Consider the following 19,999-nt stretch of genomic DNA (forward strand, 5'->3'; position numbering starts at 1 on the left):
TTCTGTTGCTGAAAGCCGGGGGCGTCAAGGGTGATCGTCGCCGCCGTAGCCGGTCAGAGGCTTGCCGGCACTGCGGTGTCTCGTTTTGCGACAGGGCCGGGGCCCATCCGCGGGCGTGTGCGCTCCGAACTGCGTCGCGAGGCTAGCGCTCGGTCCATTGGCCGAATAGCGTACCTGTGTCCGTCAAGCGGCCAAGGGAGTTCAACGATGGATAAGGTCGAGGCATTCACCCCGGGGCGGCCCATTGTCCTGCGGGGCGGGACCGTGCTGCCCGTCAACCGTGAGCGCGAGGTCCTCGGGGACACCGACGTGCTCGTCGTCGACGACCGGATCGCGGCGGTCGGTCCGCGACTGGCGGTCCCCGACGGGACGGTGGAGATCGACGCCACGGGCGGCATCGTGATGCCGGGCATGATCGACACGCACCGCCACATGTGGCAGACCGCGATGCGCGGCTACGGCGCCGACTGGACCCTCACCCAGTACTTCGTCTGGTACTACCTGGAACACGGCAGGAAGTTCCGCCCCGAGGACGTCCACGCCGGCAACCGGCTCGCCGCGGTGGAGGCCCTCGACGCGGGCGTGACCACCGTCGTCGACTGGTCGCACGGCCTGCAGACCGTGGACCACGCCGACGCCGCCGTGGACGCCCTGCGGTCGGTGCCCGGCCGCTTCGTCCTGGCCTACGGCAACATCCAGCAGGCACCCGCGGAATGGACCGCCGCGCCGGAGTTCCGCGACTTCGTCGCCCGCCGCATCGACGGCGACGACATGCTCGGCTTCCAGCTCGCCTTCGACGTCACGGGCGACCCCGCCTTCCCCGAGAAGCCCGCCTTCGAGGTGGCCCGCGAACTGGGCGTCGCCGTCACCACCCACGCCGGGGTGTGGGGCGCCACCAACGACGACGGCATCCGCCTGATGTACGAGAACGGCTTCATGACCCCGCAGACCGTGTACGTCCACGCCTCGACGCTCAGCGCCGACTCCTACCACCGCATCGCGGCCACCGGCGGCTCGGTCTCGGTGTCGACGGAGAGCGAGCAGAGCGCCGGCCAGGGCTACCCGACGACCTGGGCCATCCGCTCGCACGACATCCCCGTCTCCCTGTCGATGGACACCAGCGTGTGGTGGAGCGGCGACCTGTTCTCCGCCATGCGCACCACCCTCGGCGCCGACCGCGCCCGCGCGCACCTGGAGGCGCACGCCAAGGGCGACACCGTCACCCACTGCGCCCTGCGCGCCGACCAGGTGGTGGAGTGGGCCACCCTCGGCGGGGCCCGGGCCCTCGGCCGCGAGCGGGACCTGGGCAGCCTGGAGGCCGGCAAGAAGGCCGACATCGTCCTGCTGAAGAACGACCACTCGCCGGTCTCCTTCCCGCTGCTCAACCCGTACGGCCAGGTCGCCTTCCAGGCGCAGCGCGGCGACGTGCACACCGTGCTCGTCGACGGACGGGTCGTCAAGCACGAGCACCGCCTGGTCGGCGTCGACCTGGCCGCGGTGCGGCGCGAGGTCGAGGAGACCGTCGACCACCTGCGGTCCGCCATGGGCGAGGAGGAGTGGCGCAAGGGGATGAACCCCGACGTCCCCGAGACGAAGGTGCTCGACAACCCCTACACCTACACCGACTACCGCAGCGCCTCGACGCACGGCCGGTGACACCGGTGACAGCGGCGGCACGGGTGACACCAGCGACACGAAGGGAAACCGAGAGATGAGCGTGGGGCTGCTGCTGCTCCGACTGCTGCTCGCCGCCCTGCTCTTCGGCCACGCCACGCAGAAGCTGCGCGGCTGGTTCGGCGGGGCGGGGCTGGCGGGTACCGGCGCCGTCTTCGAGCGCTACGGCATCGTCCCCGGGCCGCGGATGGCCCTGGTCGCCGGGGTGGCCGAGCTGACGGGCGCGGCGTCGGTCGCGGCCGGACTGCTGACGCCCGGCGGGTGCGCGGTCGTCGTCGGGACGATGACGGTGGCCGCCGTCTCGACGGCGCCGGGCGGCTTCTGGGCGCTGAAGGGCGGCTGCGAGGTGCCGTTCCTCTACGGCGCGGTCGCCGCGTGCCTCGGCTTCACCGGGCCGGGGGAGTGGTCGCTCGACCACGTCCTCGGCCTGAGCTGGCGGCCGGCCCCCGCCTGGGGCGCGGCCGCGCTGGCGGCCGGACTCCTCGCGGCGACGGTGCCGCTCGCCGGCCGCGCCAAGGTGCGCAGGAGCAGGAGGGAGTCCCCCGGGTCCCACGGGAACGCGTAGTCACTCCGGATAAGCCGCATCCTGCCGGGCATACGGCTGGAGTACGCCACGCGACGCCGCGGCCGGACGGGCCGCGGCGGCACCGGAACCGGGGGGCACGACGGCATGGGCGCTTCGCTGGAGGAGACCGACCGCACCGACGGAGACCGGCCGGAGCGTTCCGTCGCCGACCGCAAGCAGGAACTGCGCCGCCGCCTGGAACGGCTCATCGGCATCGCCGCGACCGAGGGCAACTGCCTGCAGGCCCTGCGGAACGGGGACGAGATCTTCCCCGCGATGCTGGACGCGATCCGCGCGGCGAAGCACACCGTCGACATGACCACCTTCGTCTACTGGCGCGGCCAGATCGCGCGTGACTTCGCGCACGCGCTGGCCGCCAAGGCGGCGGAGGGGGTACGGGTACGGCTGCTGCTGGACGGCTTCGGCGGGCGGCTGATCGAGCAGGAACTGCTGGACGGCATGGACCGGGCCGGCGTGGACGTCGCCTGGTTCCGCAAGCCCGTGCGGCTGTCGCCGTTCAAGCAGAACCACCGCTGCCACCGCAAGGTCCTGGTGGTCGACGCCGAGGTGGCCTTCACCGGCGGCGTCGGCATCGCCGAGGAGTGGTGCGGCGACGCCCGGCACCCCGGCGAATGGCGGGACACCCACGTCCGGGTCACCGGGCCGGCCGTGGACGGCCTGGCCGCCGCGTTCGCGCAGAACTGGGCGGAGTGCCGGCGCAACGGGCTCTTCGACGACCGCGACCGCTTCGGCGAGCACGAGCAGAGCGGAGGCGCGATCGTCCAGGTCGTCCGGGGCTCGGCGAGCGTCGGCTGGCAGGACATGCGCACCCTGCTCCGGGTGGTGATCGCCTCCGCGGAGCAGCGCATCCGGCTCGCGACCGCGTACTTCGCGCCCGACCCGTACTTCGTCGGCCTGCTCTGCCACGCGGCGGCCCGCGGGGTGGAGGTCGAGATCCTGCTGCCCGGCCCCTACACCGACAAGCGCGTCTGCCAGTTGGCCGGGCAGCGCTACTACCAGCGGCTCCTCGACTGCGGCGTGCGGATCTGGCACTACCTGCCGACCATGATGCACGCCAAGGTGATCACCATGGACGGGGTCGCCACCCTGATCGGCTCGACCAACTTCAACCGCCGCTCCCTCGACCACGACGAGGAGGTGATGCTGGCGGTGCTCGACGAGAACTTCACGTCCGTCCTCGACGCCCACTTCGACGAGGACCTGCTGCGCAGCGACCCCGTCGACGGCACGCGCTGGCGCACCCGCTCCTCACTGGAGCGGGCCCAGGAGGTGGCGACCGCGCCCATCCGCCGCTTCCTGTGAGCATCATGGTGTCGCCCCACGAGACGGCCGCGGGGGCGTACGGACACCGGGGCGCGTCAGCGCACCGCTCACCCTGGAGGGCGACATCGACGTCAACACCGGCCCAGAACCGGCATCGACAGGCAGCCGGACCGACGCCAACGACGCGGCGCCGCACGAACCGTTCCCCGCCGACCTGGAGGTCGCGACGGTCGCCGAGCTGACCGCCCTGATGGCCTCGGGCCGCATTACGAGCGTCTCCCTCACCCGCGCCTACCTGCGGCGCATCGAGGACCTGGACGTCGGCGGACCGGCCCTGAACGCGGTGCGCTGCGTCAATCCCGCCGCCCTGGAGGAGGCCGCCGCGGCCGACGCGCGCAGGGCCGGCGGCGACCCCGGCGGCCCGCTGCTGGGCATACCGGTGCTCGTGAAGGACAACGTCGACGTCCTCGGCATGCCGACCACCGCCTGCTCGGTGGTGCTCGCCGACTCCCACCCCGCGCAGGACGCCCCGCTGGTGACCCGGCTGCGCGAGGCGGGTGCGGTGATCCTCGGCAAGGCGAACCTCACGGAGTTCGCCAACTACCTCACCGTCGGCATGCCCAGCGGCTACAGCTCGCTGGCCGGTCAGGTGCTCAACCCGTACGACCTGAGCGAGACGCCGAGCGGTTCGAGCGCCGGTTCGGGGGTCGCCGCCGCGGCCGGACTGGCCGCCGTCACCATCGGCACCGAGACGGACGGGTCCATCCTCAGCCCGGCGTCCGCGACGTCGGGGGTCGGGGTGAAGCCCACCCTGGGCCTCGTCAGCCGCACCGGCATCGTGCCCATCGCCTCCAGCCAGGACACCGCGGGCCCGATGACCCGGACGGTCGCGGACGCCGCCGCCCTGCTGACCGTCCTCGCCGGCACCGATCCCGCGGACCCGGCCACCGCCGGCAACCCGCTCGAAGGCCACGACTTCACCGCCGACCTGTCCCCCGACGCCCTGCGCGGCGTGCGCATCGGCGTCGTCGCGGAACAGACGCCCGAGGACGGCACGGACGAACGGGCCCTGTGGGACGCGGCCCTGGACGCACTGGCGCGACGCGGCGCCGCACTCGTCGACGTCGGCATCGAGGCGCGCCGCCGGTACGACGTCGCCTCCCCGGTGCTGAGCCACGAGTTCAAGCGCGACCTGAACGCCTATCTCGCGCGGCTGCCCGAGGGTGCACCGGTGCGCACCCTCGCCGACGTGATCGCCCACAACGAGGCCCACGCGGACGTCGCCCTGAAGTTCGGGCAGACGCTCGCGCTCGCCGCACAGGCCAGGGACCTCGGTCCGGACAGCGCGGACACCGTCGAGTACAAGGCGGCCCGCGCCCGGGACCTGGAGGAGAGCAAGGACCGCATCGACGCCCTGATGGCCGAACACGCCGTCACCGCCCTGCTGTTCGCGAACAGCGGCAGCTCGTCCATCGGCGCCAAGGCGGGCTACCCCTCGGTCACCGTGCCCGCGGGCTACCTCGCGGCCAACCGCCGCCCGTTCAACATCACCTTCCTGGGACGGGCGTGGAGCGAACCGCTGCTCCTCGGCTACGCGCACGACTACGAGCAGGCGACCCGGCTGCGCAGGCCGCCGTCCGCCGTCAACCCCACCCTGCTGCGCCGCCGTCCGCTCGCCGTACCGGCGCCGAGGGCGGCGGACCCGGAGCGCTGACGGCGTCGGCGCCCGGGACCGCCCCGCACGAGCGGGGCGGTCCCGGTCCCACGCTCAGTCGTCCCCGGCGTCCTCCAGCAGGCCGCGCACCTCCTCGGCGGTGGTCTCGTGGAGCTCCTCGGCCACGAGCAGCCAGCGTGTGATCCCGACCGACTCCAGGAACGGCAGGTCGTGGCTGGCGATGACGAGTGCGCCCCGGAAGGACGCGAGGGCGGTCGTCAGCTGACGGACGCCGTCCACGTCGAGGTTGTTGGTGGGCTCGTCGAGCATCAGCAGCTGCGGGGCCGGCGTGGCGAGCATCGACGCCGCCAGGGCGGCGCGGAAGCGCTCCCCGCCGGAGAGGGTGCCCGCGGGCTGTTCGGCGCGGGCGCCCCGGAACAGGAACCGCGCGAGCCGGGCGCGGATCTCGTTGCGTGGCCGCAGCCCCCGCAGGGTGAGCACGGTGCGGCCCGCCGGGACCGCGGTGCGCGGCAGGTCGACCCGGATCTCCGCGTCGTCGCGGAGCGCGTCCGCGGCGGCCTCGCGGCGTTCGCGCGCCTGGGCGAGCCGTTCCTCCTGCACGCCCCGGAGCCGGTCGGCGGACTCCTGCGCGGAACGCTTGCGTTCGCCGGCGACGATCCGCGGGGCGCGCCGCTGGGCGTCCATCTTCCGGCTGTGCCGCCGTCGGCGGTCCGACGCGATCCGCGCCTCCTCCAGTTCGCGGCGCTGGCGGCGCACGTCGGCCTCGGCGGCGCGGAGCGCGCGCCCGGCAGTCTCCTGCTGGGCGGCCACGGTCCCCTCGTAGTCGGACCACGCCCCGCCGTACCAGGTGACGGAGCCCGCGCGCAGTTCGGCGACGCGGTCCACGCGTTCCAGCAGCTCGCGGTCGTGACTGACCACGACGAGGACGCCGGAACGCCAGGATCCGACGGTCTCGTGGAGCCGGCGGCGCGCGAAGAGGTCGAGGTTGTTGGTGGGTTCGTCGAGCAGGAGGACGTCGGGGCGGCCCAGCAGCAGGGCGGCCAGGCGCAGCAGCACGGTCTCGCCGCCGGACATCCGGCCGACGGTACGGTCCAGTTCGAGGCCGCCGAGCCCGAGGGAGCCCAGGGTCGCCAGGGCGCGTTCCTCCACGTCCCAGTCGTCGCCGACGGTCTCGAAGTGCTCCTCCCCGGCGTCCCCCGCCTCGATGGCCCGCAGGGCGGCGCGCCGTTCGGCGATGCCGAGGGCCTGGTCGACGCGGAGCGCGGTGTCGAGGGTGACGTCCTGGGGCAGGTAAGCGAGGCTGCCGCCGACGGTCACCGACCCCCGGGTGGGGGGCAGCCGGCCGGCCAGCAGCTTCAACAGGGTGGACTTTCCGGTGCCGTTGGCTCCGACGAGCCCGGTGCGGCCCCTGCCGATGGTGAGGGAGAGCCCGTCGACCACGGGTGTGCCGTCCGGCCACCGGAAGGAGAGGCCGGAGCAGCCCAGGGACGAGCCGGTGGCGGTGGGGGTGTGAGTGGACATGATGGTCCTCGCAGTCGCAAGCGCAGGGGTGGCGGGCTTCGGGTGCGAGCACCACGCGGCGACCGTGCGGGGACGGGGGGTGCGGTCCTCCGGGGAACGGGGACGGCTCGTGCACCGAGGTCGCATGCGCGCGGGGTCACGGGCGGCGGGAAGGCCGACTGCTGCGTGACCGGCGGACGGCGGTGGGGCCGTGCGCGCGATGATCGCGGACCTCAGATGAGCAACGTCCACCTCTATCGGAGACGACAGGACCCAGGAACTGTACCTCAGGCTTCGAGGGAAAGGCGCGACCGCGAATTGCCGGGGCCCGGTCGATACAATTCACAAAGGGAGCGCGGAAAGGTCTCCGATGTCGGGCCGCGTGGCGGTGGTGCGCGATGAATTCGATTCCGCATGACGTGAGCGTGTACGCCGGGCGGTCCTCCGGGCTCATCGGGGCCCAGATCGCCGGCTACCGCGTGGAGCGGGAGATCGGCCGCGGCGGCATGGCCGTGGTCTACTGCGCCCGGGACCTGCGGCTCGACCGTACGGTGGCCCTGAAGCTGCTCGCCCCCGAGCTGGCCCGCAACGACACCTTCCGCCGCCGTTTCACCCACGAGTCACGGGTGGCGGCCGCGATCGACCACCCCCACATCGTGCCGATATTCGAGGCCGGGGAGACCGACGGTGTCCTCTACATCGCGATGCGTTACGTCTCGGGCCTCGACCTGCGGGCGCTCTTCGACCGGGACGGTCCGCTCCCCGTTCCCACCGCCCTGCGCATCGCCACCCAGGTGGCCTCCGCACTGGACGCGGCGCACGACCACGACCTGGTGCACCGCGACGTGAAACCGGGGAACGTGCTCGTCGCCAAGGGCACCGACAGCGAGCACCCCGAGCACGTCTACCTCACGGATTTCGGCCTGACGAAGAAGTCGCTGTCGCTGACCGGGTTCACCACCGTCGGCGAGTTCGTCGGCACCCTGGACTACGTGGCGCCCGAGCAGATCTCCGGGCGCCCGGTGGACGGCCGCTGCGATCTGTACAGCCTGGCCTGCGTCGTCTACGAGAGCCTGACCGGTGGCCTGCCCTTCGAGCGCGAGGAGGACATGGCCCTGCTGTGGGCGCACCAGTACGACCAGCCGCCACCCCTCAGCGAGCGGCGGCCGGACATCCCGCCGGCCATGGACGACGTCATGGCCAAAGCGCTCGCGAAGGTCCCCGAGGACCGTTACGACTCCTGCCTGGAGTTCGTGGGTGCCCTGCGGGCGGCCGCTGCCGCGACCGCGCCGGAGGAGGGTTCCGCGCGGGGCGGTTCCCCCGACCACCAGGCGACGCGGGTGACGCCCCGGGCGCCCGTGCTCCCCACGCCCCCGGGACCGCCGCCGGACCCGCCGATGTGGGCCCGGGCGGTCTTCCGTCGTCTGCCGGGTCTGTGAACGTCAGCTGCTGGGTGCGGTGCTGGGCGCGGTGCTCGACGCGCCGCTGGGCGAGCTGTTGGGCAGCTGCTTGGGCTCGGTGGTCTCCGAGGTGTTGTTGACGAACGTGTTCCCCTTGCCCTTGAGGTCGCGGTTGGCGAGGTCGGCGGGCTTGTTGCCGCGGGCGACGTTGTCGCGGATGGTGTTCTCGGAGTTGGACGTCCCCACGACGCTGCCGAAGAGCACGATGCCGCCGGACATCGGGGACTTGCCGCTGTTGTCGCGCACGTCGTTGTCGGTCACGACGGTCTTCTCGACGCCCGTGAGCAGGATGCCCGTGCCCTGGATGAACGGGAGGCGGGCGCTGGGCGCACAGTACTTGTTGTTGCCGGTCACCGTGTTGCGGGTGACGGTCAGCGCACCGCCGCGCGGGACGCCCTCGTCGCCGACGACGAAGACACCGCCGCAGTTGCCGGTGACCTGGTTGCTCTCGACCGTGACGCCCCGCACGCGGCGCAGTCCGATGCCGATCCGGTTCTCCGTCAGTTCGTTGCCGTCGATGACGGCGCCCTGGGTGTCGAGCGCACCGCCCTCGGTGTCCATGGAGTTGGCGAGGAAGATGCCGGAATCGCCGTTGTTGCGGGCGGTGTTGTCGCGGAAGACGGTGCGGACGGACTTCTCCGCGAGGATGCCCTGCACCTTGTTGTCCCGTGCCGTGACGCGGACGACCTGCAGGCCGTCGGCCTGCGTCGCGTGGATGCCGGCCTTCTTGAACCCGGCGACCGTCAGCGACTCCAGCGTCACGTCGGACGCCTTCTTCTGCGCCGTACCGGTGACGCAGATGCCCTCGCCCGCCTTGGCGCAGGCGTTCTCCTTGCCCTTCGTGCTCGGGGAGATGACGGTGCCCGTGCCCGCTCCGCGCAGCGTCAGCCGCGGCGTGCTGATCTGGACGCTCTCGTGGTAGGTACCGGCCGCGATGTCGATGACCTGGCCGGGCTTGGCGCGGTCCACCGCCGACTGGATGGACTCCCCCGCGCGGACGGAGATCTTCTTCTGCGCGTCCGCGGACTGCGAGGCCGTGGGCTGCGACTCGCCGCCGCACGCGACCGCGCCCCCCACGATGGTCGCCGTGGCGGCCGCCGCGACGACGGCCCTGCGGGACCGACAGAGCTTCATGTGTGTGCACCTGCTTTCCGTGACATGTGATCAGCCGAAAACAGACGCTATGGACGGATCTGACACCTCGCCACTGCAGAGCCTGCGGCATGCGGGCGACGGGGCCCTGATCGGCCGGTGGCCCCCGGGCTCACGGGGGTGCCGGGTCCGGTGGCCGGAATCGACCCGGTACGGCTGATGGGGTGGCCGCGGCCGCATCAGGGCCCGGGCCCCGGGCAGGCGCATCGTCATGGGAACACTGAAACGATGGGAACGGGTGATCGAGCGCTGGGAACAGGTGCTGGTGGCGAAGCTGATCCACCGTGAGCCGGTGGAACTGGTGGACGCCCTGCGCCGGGAGTGCGACGAACGGGCGGTGGTGTGCAGTTCGAGCCGCGTGGTGGTGCCGAACGTGTACACGGTGGAGCTGGCCGACGCTCCGCACCGGGAGCTGATCCCGCATCGGGCCCGCGTGGGGGAGGCCCTGACGGATTCGCTGCTGCGCCACGCCGACCGGCGCGGCTACGAGTGGGCCGGCCCGGTCACCGTGCGCATCGTCCGGTCCGCCGAGGTGCCCAACGGGCGCTACCGGGTGAGCAGCAGGCCCATGAACCGGATCCGCGCGGACGCGCTCGCCCGGATCGCGCCCGGGTGGTCGTGAGCCACGGTGGCGCGGTCAGCGGGCGACGCCCTCCGAGGGGGTGAACTCCACGCCCTCCGGCGGGAGCACGGTGCCGGCGTCGTCGACGAAGGCGACGCTGACCGGGCGGCCCTCGTCCGCCGAGCGCCGCAGGTGGCTCGGCCCCCGCGCGGGGGTCCGGTGCGTGTCGCCCCACTGCTGGAGCGCCGCGAGGATCAGCCGCAGCTCCTCGCCCGCCGGTGTCAGGTGGTAGCTGTACCGGGTCCGGCTGCCCGGCTCCCGGTACGGCCGCTTCTCCATGATCCCCTCGTCCACGAGCGAGCCCAGGCGCCCGGTCAGCAGATCGGGCGCGATGCCGAGCTCCCGGCGGAAGTCCGCGAAGCGCGTCACGCCCCGGATCGCCGCCTCACGCAGGACGAGCAGCGTCCACTTGTCGCCGACGACCTCGAGGGTCCGGGCGATCGAGCAGACGGTCTCCTCCTTGCCGGTGGCGTTGCCGGTGGCCTTGGCGCTGGACATGCCACCAATGTACCTCTGGATTGACATTTCCAATTCAGCTGCTGGTGCGGCGTGTGCCGGTCAGCGGGCAGCCGGTGCGGGCAGGCCCGGGTAGAGCAGTTCGAGTCCGCCGGACAGGGCGGCCCGGACGCCGCGGCTCCGGTCGTCGACGACGACCTCCAGCGCCCGCTGCTCGATGCCGTCCAGAGCCAGGCCCGCCACCCATGCGGGGTCCACCTTGTCGGAGGGGTCGACGTAGTCGGCCATCTCGGTGTCCATGTAGCCCACGTGGAGCGCGGTGACGTCGATGCCGGACGGGGCGAGCTCCTGCCGGAGGACGTTGGTCATCGCCAGTTCGGCGGCCTTGGCCGCGCTGTAGCCGCCGTATCCCGGGAGGTGGATCCAGGACAGGATGGACAGGACGTTGAGGACGGCTCCGCCGCCGTTCGCGGCGATCACCGGCGCGAAGGCCCGCGTGACGCCCAGGGAGCCGAAGAAGTGGGTCTCCATCTCCAGGCGGATGTCGGCCATGTTCCCCTCGGCGAGCCCCACGTGGGTGCTGACGCCCGCGTTGTTGATCACGAGAGTGGCGTCGGAGGCGGTCCGGGCCGCCCGGGCGACCGACTCGGGGTCGGTGATGTCCAGCCGGAGCGGCTCCACGCCCGGCAGGTCGAGGGCGTCGGGGTTGCGGACGCCGGCGTAGACCTTGGCGGCGCCCCGGTCGAGCAGCTGGGTCGCCAGGTGACGGCCGAGGCCGCGGTTGGCGCCGGTCACGACGGCGACGGAGTTCTTGATGTCCATGAGGAGCGCTCGTTCCGTTGGGCTGAGTAGGTATATCCAATCTAGGTCAGCTGGATTCTGAAAAGCAACTCAGATGGGAAATGGCCTTGCCCCGGAGCCGCGGTTGCCGTTGGCTGGGCGGTGTGACCGAACTGAGCACCGAACGCCTGATCCTCCGCCGCTGGCAGGACCGCGACCTCGCGCCCTGGGCGGCGATGAACGCCGACCCCGAGGTGCGGGAGCATCTGGGGGAGCCGCTGACCCGGGAGCAGAGCGACGCGTCCGTGGCCCGGTTCCTGGCCGAATTCGACGAGCGCGGCTACGGCTGGTGGGCGGTCGAGATCCGGGCGACCGGCGGGTTCGCCGGCTTCGCGGGCCTGGACCGGGTGGACGACGGCCTGCCGTTCACGGGAGTGGAGATCGGCTGGCGCCTCGCGCGTGCGGCCTGGGGCAAGGGCTACGCCACCGAGGCCGCCCTGGCCGTCCTGGCCTTCGGCTTCGGCACCCTCGGGCTCGATGAGATCCTCGCGGTGACGACGGCCGGGAACCTCCGCTCCCAGGCTGTCATGCGCCGCATCGGCATGACCCGCGACCCCGCCGGCGACTTCGAGGACCCCACCGCCCCCGAAGGGCCGCTGCGCCCCAACGTGCTGTACCGGATCACGGCGGGCGCCCCGGTCCAGGCGCCCTGACATGACCGCCGGAGGCGGCGCGCAGCGCACGGGCGGCGCCGCGGACGCCGGAGGACGGATACGGATGACGAGGTGGCGGCGGTTCGAGGCCCCGGGGGCCGGGAGGACCGAGTACCGGGAGATCCGTCAGGAGGGGATCCGCTGCTTCCTGCGCTGGGGCTCCGTCGGTGCGAACGGCAAGGGGAGCACCTCGACGCTCGACGACGAGGAGCACGCCCGGCGCCACGCCGCGCGCAAGGCCGGCGAGTGGCTGCGGAAGGGTTTCGTGGAGGTCGACCCGCCGGAGGACGACGCCGGACCCGACCCGGAGGCGAAGGTCCTCGACGTGCTGAGGGCGGGCGCCCGCCCGCACGCCCGGCCGCACGCCCCGGCCCTGGAGTACCTGCCGGTCGAGGGCTTCGAGCAGGTGTACCGCCATGTGCTCGCGCCGGGGCGGCCGGCGGGTTTCCACGAGTACGTGGTCCTGCGCGACGACGGACGCAGCGCCGTCCGCTTCGCCGTGCGGTCCGACCGGAGTGACGCCGCAGCCGTGTCCGCCTTCCTGGACTTCGTCCGTACCCGTCGCGACCTGCCCTTCGACGGGCGCTCCCACCACAAGGTGCCGCTGCCGGAGCCGGTCGGGGCGTTCAGCCACGCGCTGTTGTGCGCACCGGCCCTCGGACGGGGCTGCGTCGCCTACCCCGCCATCGCCGACCGCGTCGCCGCGGCCTTCCCGGTCTTCGACTGCGAGATCGGTGACGCGGATCCCGAGGTCCTGGTCGACGCGCGGATCCACGGGCACGGCTCGCTGCCGTACGCCGACTGGGCCCGCCGGCCGCAACCGGTCGTGGACCTCCGCTTCGACGTCCAGCCGTCCCACTACCGGCGGACACGGACGTTCAAGGTGTTCGGCGCCGCCGATCTCGAGGCCCTCCTGGCGGCACTGCCGGGTGCGGACCCCGGCAGCTGGCTGGAAGTGCGCTCCTTCCGCGGCGAGATCCGGCGCTTCACACCCGCCGAGGTCCCGTCCCTCGCGGAGGTGACGGCCTTCCTGCACGGCTGAGGCGGCCCCGAGTGGTGACCTCGCCCGCCTGCGCAAGACTGGGAACCTGAGGACCGGAACGTGATGGGACGGTCATGGGCACTTGGGCATCGCGGGAACGCGGCGAAGAGCGCGAGGAGCCGGCGGGGCGCACGGCGGCGCGGATGGTGATCGACGCCCATGGCACGGTCGTTGCATGGAGCCCGGAGGCGGAGCGCCTCCTCGGCCGCCCGGCGGGCGACGTGCTCGGCCGGCCCGCGCTGGACCTGCTCGCCCCCGCCCCCGGCACCGCCGACGCCGGATCCGGCGCGTGCGCCGGGCCCGGATGCGTCCTCCTCCGGCACCGTGACGGGCGGACGGTGGCCTGCCGGCCGAGCCTGCGGGCCGTGCGCGACGACGGGAGGGGCCCGCGCCTGACCGTCGACCTGCTGACCGGGGTGTCGGGCCTCTCCCCGGACGTCGACCGCGCCCTCCTGGAGGCACTGTTCACCCGCTCGCCCATCGGGCTGTTCGTGCTGGACCCGCAGCTCAGGCTGATGCGGTTCAACCCGGCGGCGGAGGGGATGCAGGACCACCGCTCGCAGCTCGCCCTGGGGCGGCGGCCCACCGAGGCGTGGCCCGACTTCAGCGCGGAGCTCGCCGAGCGCGTGATGAACAGGGTGCTCAGGACCGGAGAGGCCGCGATCTCGTTCGAGAAGCGCGGCCGTCCGCCCGGCGATCCCGCCAGGGAGCACGTCTACTCGGCGTCCGCCTTCCGGCTCGAGTCGGAGGACGGCCGCATCCTCGGCGTGGCCGACGCCGTCGTCGACGTCACGGAACGCCACCTCGCCGAGGCGCGCCTGGCCCTGATGGCCGAGGCGGGACGGAGGATCGGCACCACCCTGGACCCGATCCGCACGGCGCAGGAACTGGCCGAGGTGGGTGTCCCGGTACTCGCCGACTGCGTGAACGTCGACCTGCTGGCCCCCCTCCTCGGCGGCGAGGAGATGGCGGCGGGGCCGGTCGCGGACGACACCGGGCTGCGGCGCGCCGCCACCTCCGCCCGCTGCGGCCAGACCGGGGCGTACACCACGGGTGCGGTCAGCACCCACCTGGTGGGCTCGCCCGCCCTGCAGGTGCTCGCCGACCACGAGCCGCGCCTCGTTCCCCGGCTCAGCCAGGACAGCACGTGGATCGGTGACGACCCCGTACGGGGCGGCAGGATGCTGGAGGAGCGGGTGCACTCCCTGATGGTGGTGCCGCTGCTGGTCCGCGACTGCGTGCTGGGCCTCGTCACCTTCCACCGGTGGGACCCGGAGCTGGGCCCCTTCGACGACGACGACCTCACGCTCGCCGTCGACCTCGCCGGCCGCGGCGCGATGGCGCTGGACAACGCCCACCGCTACGTGCGCGAACGCAACGCCGTCCTCGCCCTGCAGCGCGGCATGCTGCCCCAGCGGCTGCCCGCGCCCAGCGCCGTGGAGTGGGCCCACCACCTGGTGCGTTCCGGTGCCGGCGGCGACTGGACGGAGGTCATCCCGCTGCCCGGCGCACGCGTGGCCCTCGTCAGCGGCAGCACCCCCGGCCGTGGCATGCGCACCGCCGCCACCATGGGCCGGCTCCGGGCGGCCGTGCACACCCTTGCCAACCTGGACCAGGCCCCCGACGAGGTCCTGGCCCGCCTGGACGACCTGGTGCGCAACCTCGCCCAGGAGCACGAGGGCGCGGGCTCGGCCTCCCCGGTCGGGGCCACCTGCCTGTACATGGTCTACGACCCCGTGACCCGGCAGAGCACCATGGCCTCGGCGGGCCATCCGCCGCCGGCGGTCGTCCACCCCGACCACACCGTTCGGATCCCGGACGCCCCCGCGGGCGAACCGCTCGGCCGCCCCGGGCCGTCCTTCGAGATGGCCACCCTGGAACTGCCCGAGGGATGCATGCTGGTGCTCCGCACCCCCGGGCTCCTGCAGAGCCACCCGGCGGGGACCGGTCGGGCGGAGTTCGAGCGGCTGCTGGCCACGCCCTGCGACTCCCCCCAGGACATGAGCCTGCTGCTCACGGACGCCCTGGTCCCCGCGGACCCGGACCACGACGCCTCTGTGCTCGTGGCCCGCCCCCGGCCGCTCGGCCCCGATTCCGTCGCCACCTGGGACCTGCCGTGCGACCCCGCCGCCGTGGCCACCGCACGGACGCTGACGACGCGTCAGCTCGCGGCGTGGGCCCTGCACGAGAAGTGCTTCGCCACCGAACTCATCGTCAGTGAACTGGTCACCAACGCCATCCGGTACGCGACACCGCCCATCCAGCTCCGGCTCATCCGCGACCGGGCGCTGACCTGCGAGGTCTCCGACACCAGCAGCGCCGCACCCTTCCTGCGCCACGCCCGCACCACCGACGAGGGCGGCCGCGGCCTGCTGCTGGTCTCCCAGTTCGCCGAGCGCTGGGGCACCCGCTACCGGGAGCGCGGCAAGACCATCTGGACCGAGCAGACCCTCGCCGTCTAGCCTCGTGCGGAGCCGGTCCTGAATTCTCGTGGGCGGCGGAACGGACGTCCCCGGTGAAATCCCCGGATGGCGAGACGTTTTTTGCGCCCGCTTTTTCGCCGCGTTCCCCCGGATACGTACAGTGCCGCGACGAGCTGGGCGTTCGCCCTGCTCTTCCTTGATCGGCGCCGCCTATCAAGCAAAAGGAACGGCCTCTTTGACGGGCCGGTGAAGCGGGTCTAGCTTTTCTGCGGATCGGTATTCGCGGCGGTTTCCGCGGTGTCGGAAGCCGGGAAGGCAGGGCAGGCATGAGCGCTCTGGAGGACCCAACGGACGAGCACCTGGAGATCACCTCGCCCAAGACCTGGGCGACCGGTCTCCCCGCGGTCACGCACGCACTGCGGTACTCACTGAGCCAGACCTCGCCCCGCCGGACCATGCTGACCCTGCTGAACGTCAACCAGGCCAAGGGCATCGACTGCCCCGGCTGTGCCTGGCCCGAGGCGGCGCCCGGCAAGCGGCACATGAACGAGTACTGCGAGAACGGCGCCAAGCACATCAACGACGAGGCGACGTCGCACCGCGTGCGGCGGGAGTTCTTCGAGCAGTACACCGTCGAGGAGTTGGGACGTAAGTCCGACTACTGGCTCAACCAGCAGGGCAGACTGACCGAACCGATGGTCAAGCGGCCCGGGTCGGAGCACTACGAGCCCATCGCCTGGGACGAGGCCATCGCCCTGATGGCCGAGGAGCTGCGCGCCCTGGACTCCCCGGACGAGGCCCTGTTCTACACCTCCGGGCGGGTGGGCAACGAGGCCGCCTTCCTCCTCCAGCTCTTCGCCCGCGCCTACGGCACCAACAACCTGCCGGACTGCAGCAACATGTGCCACGAGTCCAGCGGCGCCGCCATGAACGAGACGCTCGGCGTCGGCAAGGGCACCGTCAGCCTCGACGACATCCACGAGGCCGACCTGATCTTCGTCGTCGGACAGAACCCCGGCACCAACCACCCGCGCATGCTGTCCGCACTGGAGGAGACCAAGCGGGGCGGCGGAAGCGTCGTCGCCGTCAACACCCTCCCCGAGGCCGGGCTGATGCGGTTCAAGCACCCGCAGAAGGCGCGCGGCGTCATCGGGCGCGGCACGGTCATCGCCGACCAGTTCCTCCACATCCGCGCGGGCGGCGACCTCGCCCTCTTCCAGGCGCTGAACCTCCTGCTCCTGGAGGCCGAGGACGCCGCTCCCGGTACGGTCCTGGACCACGACTTCATCCGCGAGCACAGCACGGGCTTCCAGGAGTTCGCCGAGCACGCGCGCAAGACGTCGTGGGACGACGTGCTGACGGCCACCGGCCTGACGCGTGAGGAGATCGAGCAGGTCCACGAGCGCGTCCTGGCCGCCAAGAGCGTCATCGTCTGCTGGGCCATGGGTGTCACGCAGCAGAAGCACGGTGTGCCGACCATCCGCGAGATCGTCAACTTCCTGATGCTGCGCGGCAACCTGGGCAAGCCCGGCGCCGGGGCGTGCCCGGTGCGTGGCCACAGCAACGTCCAGGGCGACCGCACCATGGGCATCTGGGAGAAGATGCCGCAGAGCTTCCTCGACTCCCTGGGACGGGAGTTCGGCTTCACACCCCCCGTCAAGCACGGCCACGACTCCGTCGACGCCATCCGTGCCATGCGCGACGGCGAGGCGAAGTTCTTCCTCGGGGTGGCGGGGAACTTCGTCCGGGCGACCCCCGACAGCGACGTCACGGAGCGGGCGATGCGCCGCTGCCGGCTGACGGCGCACATCTCCACCAAGCTCAACCGCTCGCACACCGTGTGCGGTGACACCGCACTGATCCTGCCCACCCTGGGCCGCAGCGACCGGGACGTCCAGGCGGGCGGCGAGCAGTTCGTCACCGTCGAGGACTCCATGAGCATGGTGCACGCCTCCCGCGGCAAGCTGGCGCCCGCCTCCCCCGACCTGCTGAGCGAGGTGGCGATCATCTCCCGGCTGGCCCGGGCCACCCTCGGCGATTCCCCGGCGATCGGCTGGGAGGAGTTCGAGGCCGACTACGGCACCGTCCGGGACCGGATCTCCCGGGTCGTCCCGGGGTTCGCGGACTTCAACCGGCGCGTCGCCGAACCGGGCGGCTTCCAGCTGCCGAACCCGGTGAACGCGATGACCTTCAGGACGCCGAGCGGCAAGGCCGTCTTCACCCGCAACGACTTCGAGATGCCGCGGGCGCCGAAGGGCCACCTCATCCTGCAGTCCCTGCGGTCGCACGACCAGTGGAACACCATCCCGTACGCCATGGACGACCGCTACCGCGGCATCCAGGGCGGACGCCGGGTCGTCATGGTCAACCCCGAGGACATCGCGGCGCTGGGGCTCACCGAGATGCAGATGGTGGACCTGGTGAGCATCTGGACCGACGGCAGCGAGCGCCGGGCCGAGTCCTTCCGCCTGGTGCCCTACCCCACCTCCCGGGGGTCGGCCGCCGCCTACTACCCGGAGACCAACGTCCTGGTCCCGCTGGACAGCGTCGCGGACGTCAGCAACTGCCCCACCTCCAAGGCCGTCGTCGTACGACTGGAGGCGGCGGCATGGGCCGGGTGACCGCGCGGCGGCGGGTGCTGCGGATCAGGGACGGGGTGCCCGGGCACCGCTCGGACACGCTGGCCGCCGAGGAGCCGATGGAGATCCGGGTCGGCGGCCGCGCGCTGACGGTCACCATGCGCACCCCCGGCAGCGACTTCGACCTCGCGGTGGGCTTCCTCGTCAGCGAGGGCGTCATCCACGGTCCGGACGACGTGCTGGGCATCCGCTACTGCGCAGGTGCCACGGACGACGGCGGCAACACCTACAACGTCGTCGACGTCGTCCTGGCCCCTGGCGTGCGCCTGCCCGACCTCTCCCTGGAGCGCAACTTCTACACCACCTCCTCCTGCGGTCTGTGCGGCAAGGCGAGCCTGAACGCGGTGCGGACCACGCAGCGCTGGAGCGTGGCGGGCGACGACGCGGAGATCGACTCCGAGGTGCTCTTCACCCTCCCCGACCGGCTGCGGGCGGCGCAGCGGGTCTTCGACAGCACGGGCGGGCTGCACGCCGCCGGGCTGTTCACGACGGACGGCGAGATGCTGTGCCTGCGTGAGGACGTGGGCCGTCACAACGCCGTCGACAAGGTGGTCGGCCACGCGCTGCAGGAGGGGCTGCTGCCGCTGCAGGGCACCGTGCTCATGGTCAGCGGGCGGGCGTCCTTCGAACTCGTGCAGAAGGCGGCCATGGCGGGCATCCCGGTGCTGGCCGCGGTGTCCGCGCCGTCCTCCCTCGCTGTGGACCTGGCCGAAGAGACGGGGATGACCCTGGTGGGCTTCCTGCGCGGCCGCTCGGCGAACGTGTACACCGGCGCCGAGCGGCTGCGCGTGGCCCAGCCCGTCGCCTGACGCGGAGCGTCGCCCGGCCGTGCGCGAGGGGTGCCGCCCGTCCGGGCGGCACCCGTTCCGCGCCCGGTGCCGGCGTGACCGCATCCTCGACTCGCCGCGCACGGCACTCACCGGTTCACTGGGAACACGGGCGCTCCGGGCACTTCGCGGAGGCGGGCGCCGTCGGCCCGCCGGGAGCGACTTGGTATACAGCTCGGAACCCGGGAACAGGTCCGACGCGTCTCCCGGCCGGTGGAATCCTGAGAGGTGCTCAGCCGTGCTCTTCCGGCAGCTCGAATACCTGGTGGCCCTGGCGCAGGAGGGGCATTTCGCCCGTGCCGCGCAGAGCTGCGGGGTGTCCCAGCCCTCGTTGTCCGAGGGCATCCGCAAGCTGGAGGAGGAGATGCGGGTCCCGCTGATCCAGCGGGACCGGCGGTTCGACGGCCTCACCGCCGAGGGCGAGCGCGTCGTGGTGTGGGCGCGGCAGATCCTGGCCGACCGGGATGCCATGGAGGGCGAGGTCGCCGCCATGCGCACCGGACTGAGCGGCCGCATCCGCATCGGCGTCGTGCCCAGCGCGGCCACCGCCGTGCCGCGCCTGGTCGACCCGTTGTGCACGCGGCACCCGCTGCTCACCGCGCACATCGTGAACGACCTGACGTCAAGTGACATCCTCACGATGCTCAGGGACTTCACCCTCGACGCCGCCGTCACCTACCTGGACGACGAGGTGCGTGCCGCCTTTCGCACCGTGCCGCTGTACCGGGAGAAGTACGCACTGCTCACCGACGCCTCGTGGGCCCCGGCCGGCGGCGCCACGGCGACCTGGGCGGAGGCGGCGGCCCTGCCACTGTGCCTGCTCACCTCGACCATGCGGGGACGGCGCACCATGGACGCCCTCTTCGCCGCGGCCGGGGCCGAACCGACGGCGAGGGTGGAGACCGACTCGTTCGCCTCGCTGATCGCCCACGTCGTGCCCGGGCGATGGGCCGGGATCGCCCCTCTGGCGTGGATCCATGCCCTGGGAGTGCCGCCCGGGGTGCGGGCGGTCCCGATGGTGGAGCCCGCCCGGGCTGCCGAGATAGGGCTGGTCGCCTTCCGCCGCGATCCCGAGTCCGTGATGGTGCAGGCGCTGGTCGCCACCGCGCAGCACGCCGACCTCAAGCCGCTGGAGTCGCTTCCCCGGATGCAGTGAGGCCGGGGATCGCGGCCGACGACGCCCGGCG

Annotated in this window: 16 protein-coding genes; 12 read left to right on the plus strand and 4 right to left on the minus strand. The window is 72.6% G+C overall.

Translation table 11 applies throughout. From position 1 onward, the window contains the following. The first annotated feature begins 207 nt into the window (after positions 1-207). The 4 genes from PV410_RS15160 to PV410_RS15175 all read left to right on the plus strand — a co-directional run bounded on the left by PV410_RS15160 (position 208) and on the right by PV410_RS15175 (position 5,237). A complete protein-coding gene (locus PV410_RS15160) occupies positions 208-1,656 on the plus strand; it encodes an amidohydrolase family protein (RefSeq protein WP_500324788.1) in 1,449 nt (482 codons plus the stop codon). Positions 1,657-1,711: 55 nt separating this feature from the next. Further along, complete coding sequence (locus PV410_RS15165) at positions 1,712-2,239, plus strand: DoxX family protein (RefSeq protein WP_500324790.1); 528 nt, start codon at positions 1,712-1,714, stop codon at positions 2,237-2,239. Between the two features lie 105 nt (positions 2,240-2,344). Next, positions 2,345-3,562, plus strand: coding sequence for a phospholipase D-like domain-containing protein (locus PV410_RS15170; protein WP_500324792.1), 1,218 nt, complete (start codon positions 2,345-2,347; stop codon positions 3,560-3,562). 211 nt (positions 3,563-3,773) lie between these two features. After that, positions 3,774-5,237, plus strand: coding sequence for an amidase family protein (locus PV410_RS15175; RefSeq protein WP_500324794.1), 1,464 nt, complete (start codon positions 3,774-3,776; stop codon positions 5,235-5,237). Between the two features lie 54 nt (positions 5,238-5,291). Here PV410_RS15175 and PV410_RS15180 read toward each other — a convergent pair whose 3' ends face one another. After that, positions 5,292-6,719 carry an ATP-binding cassette domain-containing protein gene (locus PV410_RS15180; RefSeq protein ID WP_500324795.1) on the minus strand — a complete coding sequence of 476 codons (1,428 nt, stop codon included), beginning with the start codon at positions 6,717-6,719 and terminating at the stop codon, positions 5,292-5,294. A 377-nt stretch (positions 6,720-7,096) separates the two neighbouring features. Between PV410_RS15180 and PV410_RS15185 the strand changes: the two genes are divergently transcribed. Then, a complete protein-coding gene (locus PV410_RS15185) occupies positions 7,097-8,137 on the plus strand; it encodes a serine/threonine-protein kinase (RefSeq protein WP_500324797.1) in 1,041 nt (346 codons plus the stop codon). A gap of 3 nt (positions 8,138-8,140) precedes the next feature. Here the strand turns inward: PV410_RS15185 and PV410_RS15190 are convergent, their stop codons facing one another. Next, complete coding sequence (locus tag PV410_RS15190; protein WP_500324799.1) at positions 8,141-9,292, minus strand: right-handed parallel beta-helix repeat-containing protein; 1,152 nt, start codon at positions 9,290-9,292, stop codon at positions 8,141-8,143. Between the two features lie 229 nt (positions 9,293-9,521). Here PV410_RS15190 and PV410_RS15195 point away from each other — a divergent pair, with 229 nt between their 5' ends. After that, on the plus strand, positions 9,522-9,932 hold the full coding sequence (locus tag PV410_RS15195; RefSeq protein WP_500324800.1) for a DUF3662 domain-containing protein: 411 nt from the start codon (positions 9,522-9,524) through the stop codon (positions 9,930-9,932). 15 nt (positions 9,933-9,947) lie between these two features. Here PV410_RS15195 and PV410_RS15200 read toward each other — a convergent pair whose 3' ends face one another. After that, positions 9,948-10,430, minus strand: coding sequence for a winged helix-turn-helix transcriptional regulator (locus PV410_RS15200; protein ID WP_500324802.1), 483 nt, complete (start codon positions 10,428-10,430; stop codon positions 9,948-9,950). A 60-nt stretch (positions 10,431-10,490) separates the two neighbouring features. Beyond that, positions 10,491-11,210, minus strand: a complete 720-nt coding sequence (locus tag PV410_RS15205; protein ID WP_500324804.1) for an SDR family oxidoreductase — start codon at positions 11,208-11,210, stop codon at positions 10,491-10,493. Positions 11,211-11,332: 122 nt separating this feature from the next. Between PV410_RS15205 and PV410_RS15210 the strand changes: the two genes are divergently transcribed. From PV410_RS15210 to PV410_RS15235, 6 genes are all read left to right on the plus strand, one after another. Next, positions 11,333-11,881, plus strand: coding sequence for a GNAT family N-acetyltransferase (locus PV410_RS15210; RefSeq protein WP_500324806.1), 549 nt, complete (start codon positions 11,333-11,335; stop codon positions 11,879-11,881). 64 nt (positions 11,882-11,945) lie between these two features. Next, on the plus strand, positions 11,946-12,923 hold the full coding sequence (locus tag PV410_RS15215) for a WGR domain-containing protein (RefSeq protein WP_500324808.1): 978 nt from the start codon (positions 11,946-11,948) through the stop codon (positions 12,921-12,923). Positions 12,924-12,997: 74 nt separating this feature from the next. Further along, on the plus strand, positions 12,998-15,385 hold the full coding sequence (locus tag PV410_RS15220; RefSeq protein WP_500324810.1) for a SpoIIE family protein phosphatase: 2,388 nt from the start codon (positions 12,998-13,000) through the stop codon (positions 15,383-15,385). 287 nt (positions 15,386-15,672) lie between these two features. Continuing rightward, a complete protein-coding gene (locus tag PV410_RS15225) occupies positions 15,673-17,967 on the plus strand; it encodes an FdhF/YdeP family oxidoreductase (RefSeq protein ID WP_500324812.1) in 2,295 nt (764 codons plus the stop codon). Next, a complete protein-coding gene (gene fdhD, locus PV410_RS15230; protein WP_500324813.1) occupies positions 17,955-18,794 on the plus strand; it encodes a formate dehydrogenase accessory sulfurtransferase FdhD in 840 nt (279 codons plus the stop codon). Before PV410_RS15225 ends, fdhD begins: the two co-directional genes overlap by 13 nt. 256 nt (positions 18,795-19,050) lie before the next feature. After that, a complete protein-coding gene (locus tag PV410_RS15235) occupies positions 19,051-19,968 on the plus strand; it encodes a LysR family transcriptional regulator (protein WP_500324814.1) in 918 nt (305 codons plus the stop codon). The last annotated feature ends 31 nt before the right edge of the window (positions 19,969-19,999 follow it).

Source organism: Streptomyces sp. PA03-5A (assembly GCF_033792725.1).
Taxonomy (GTDB): domain Bacteria; phylum Actinomycetota; class Actinomycetes; order Streptomycetales; family Streptomycetaceae; genus Actinacidiphila.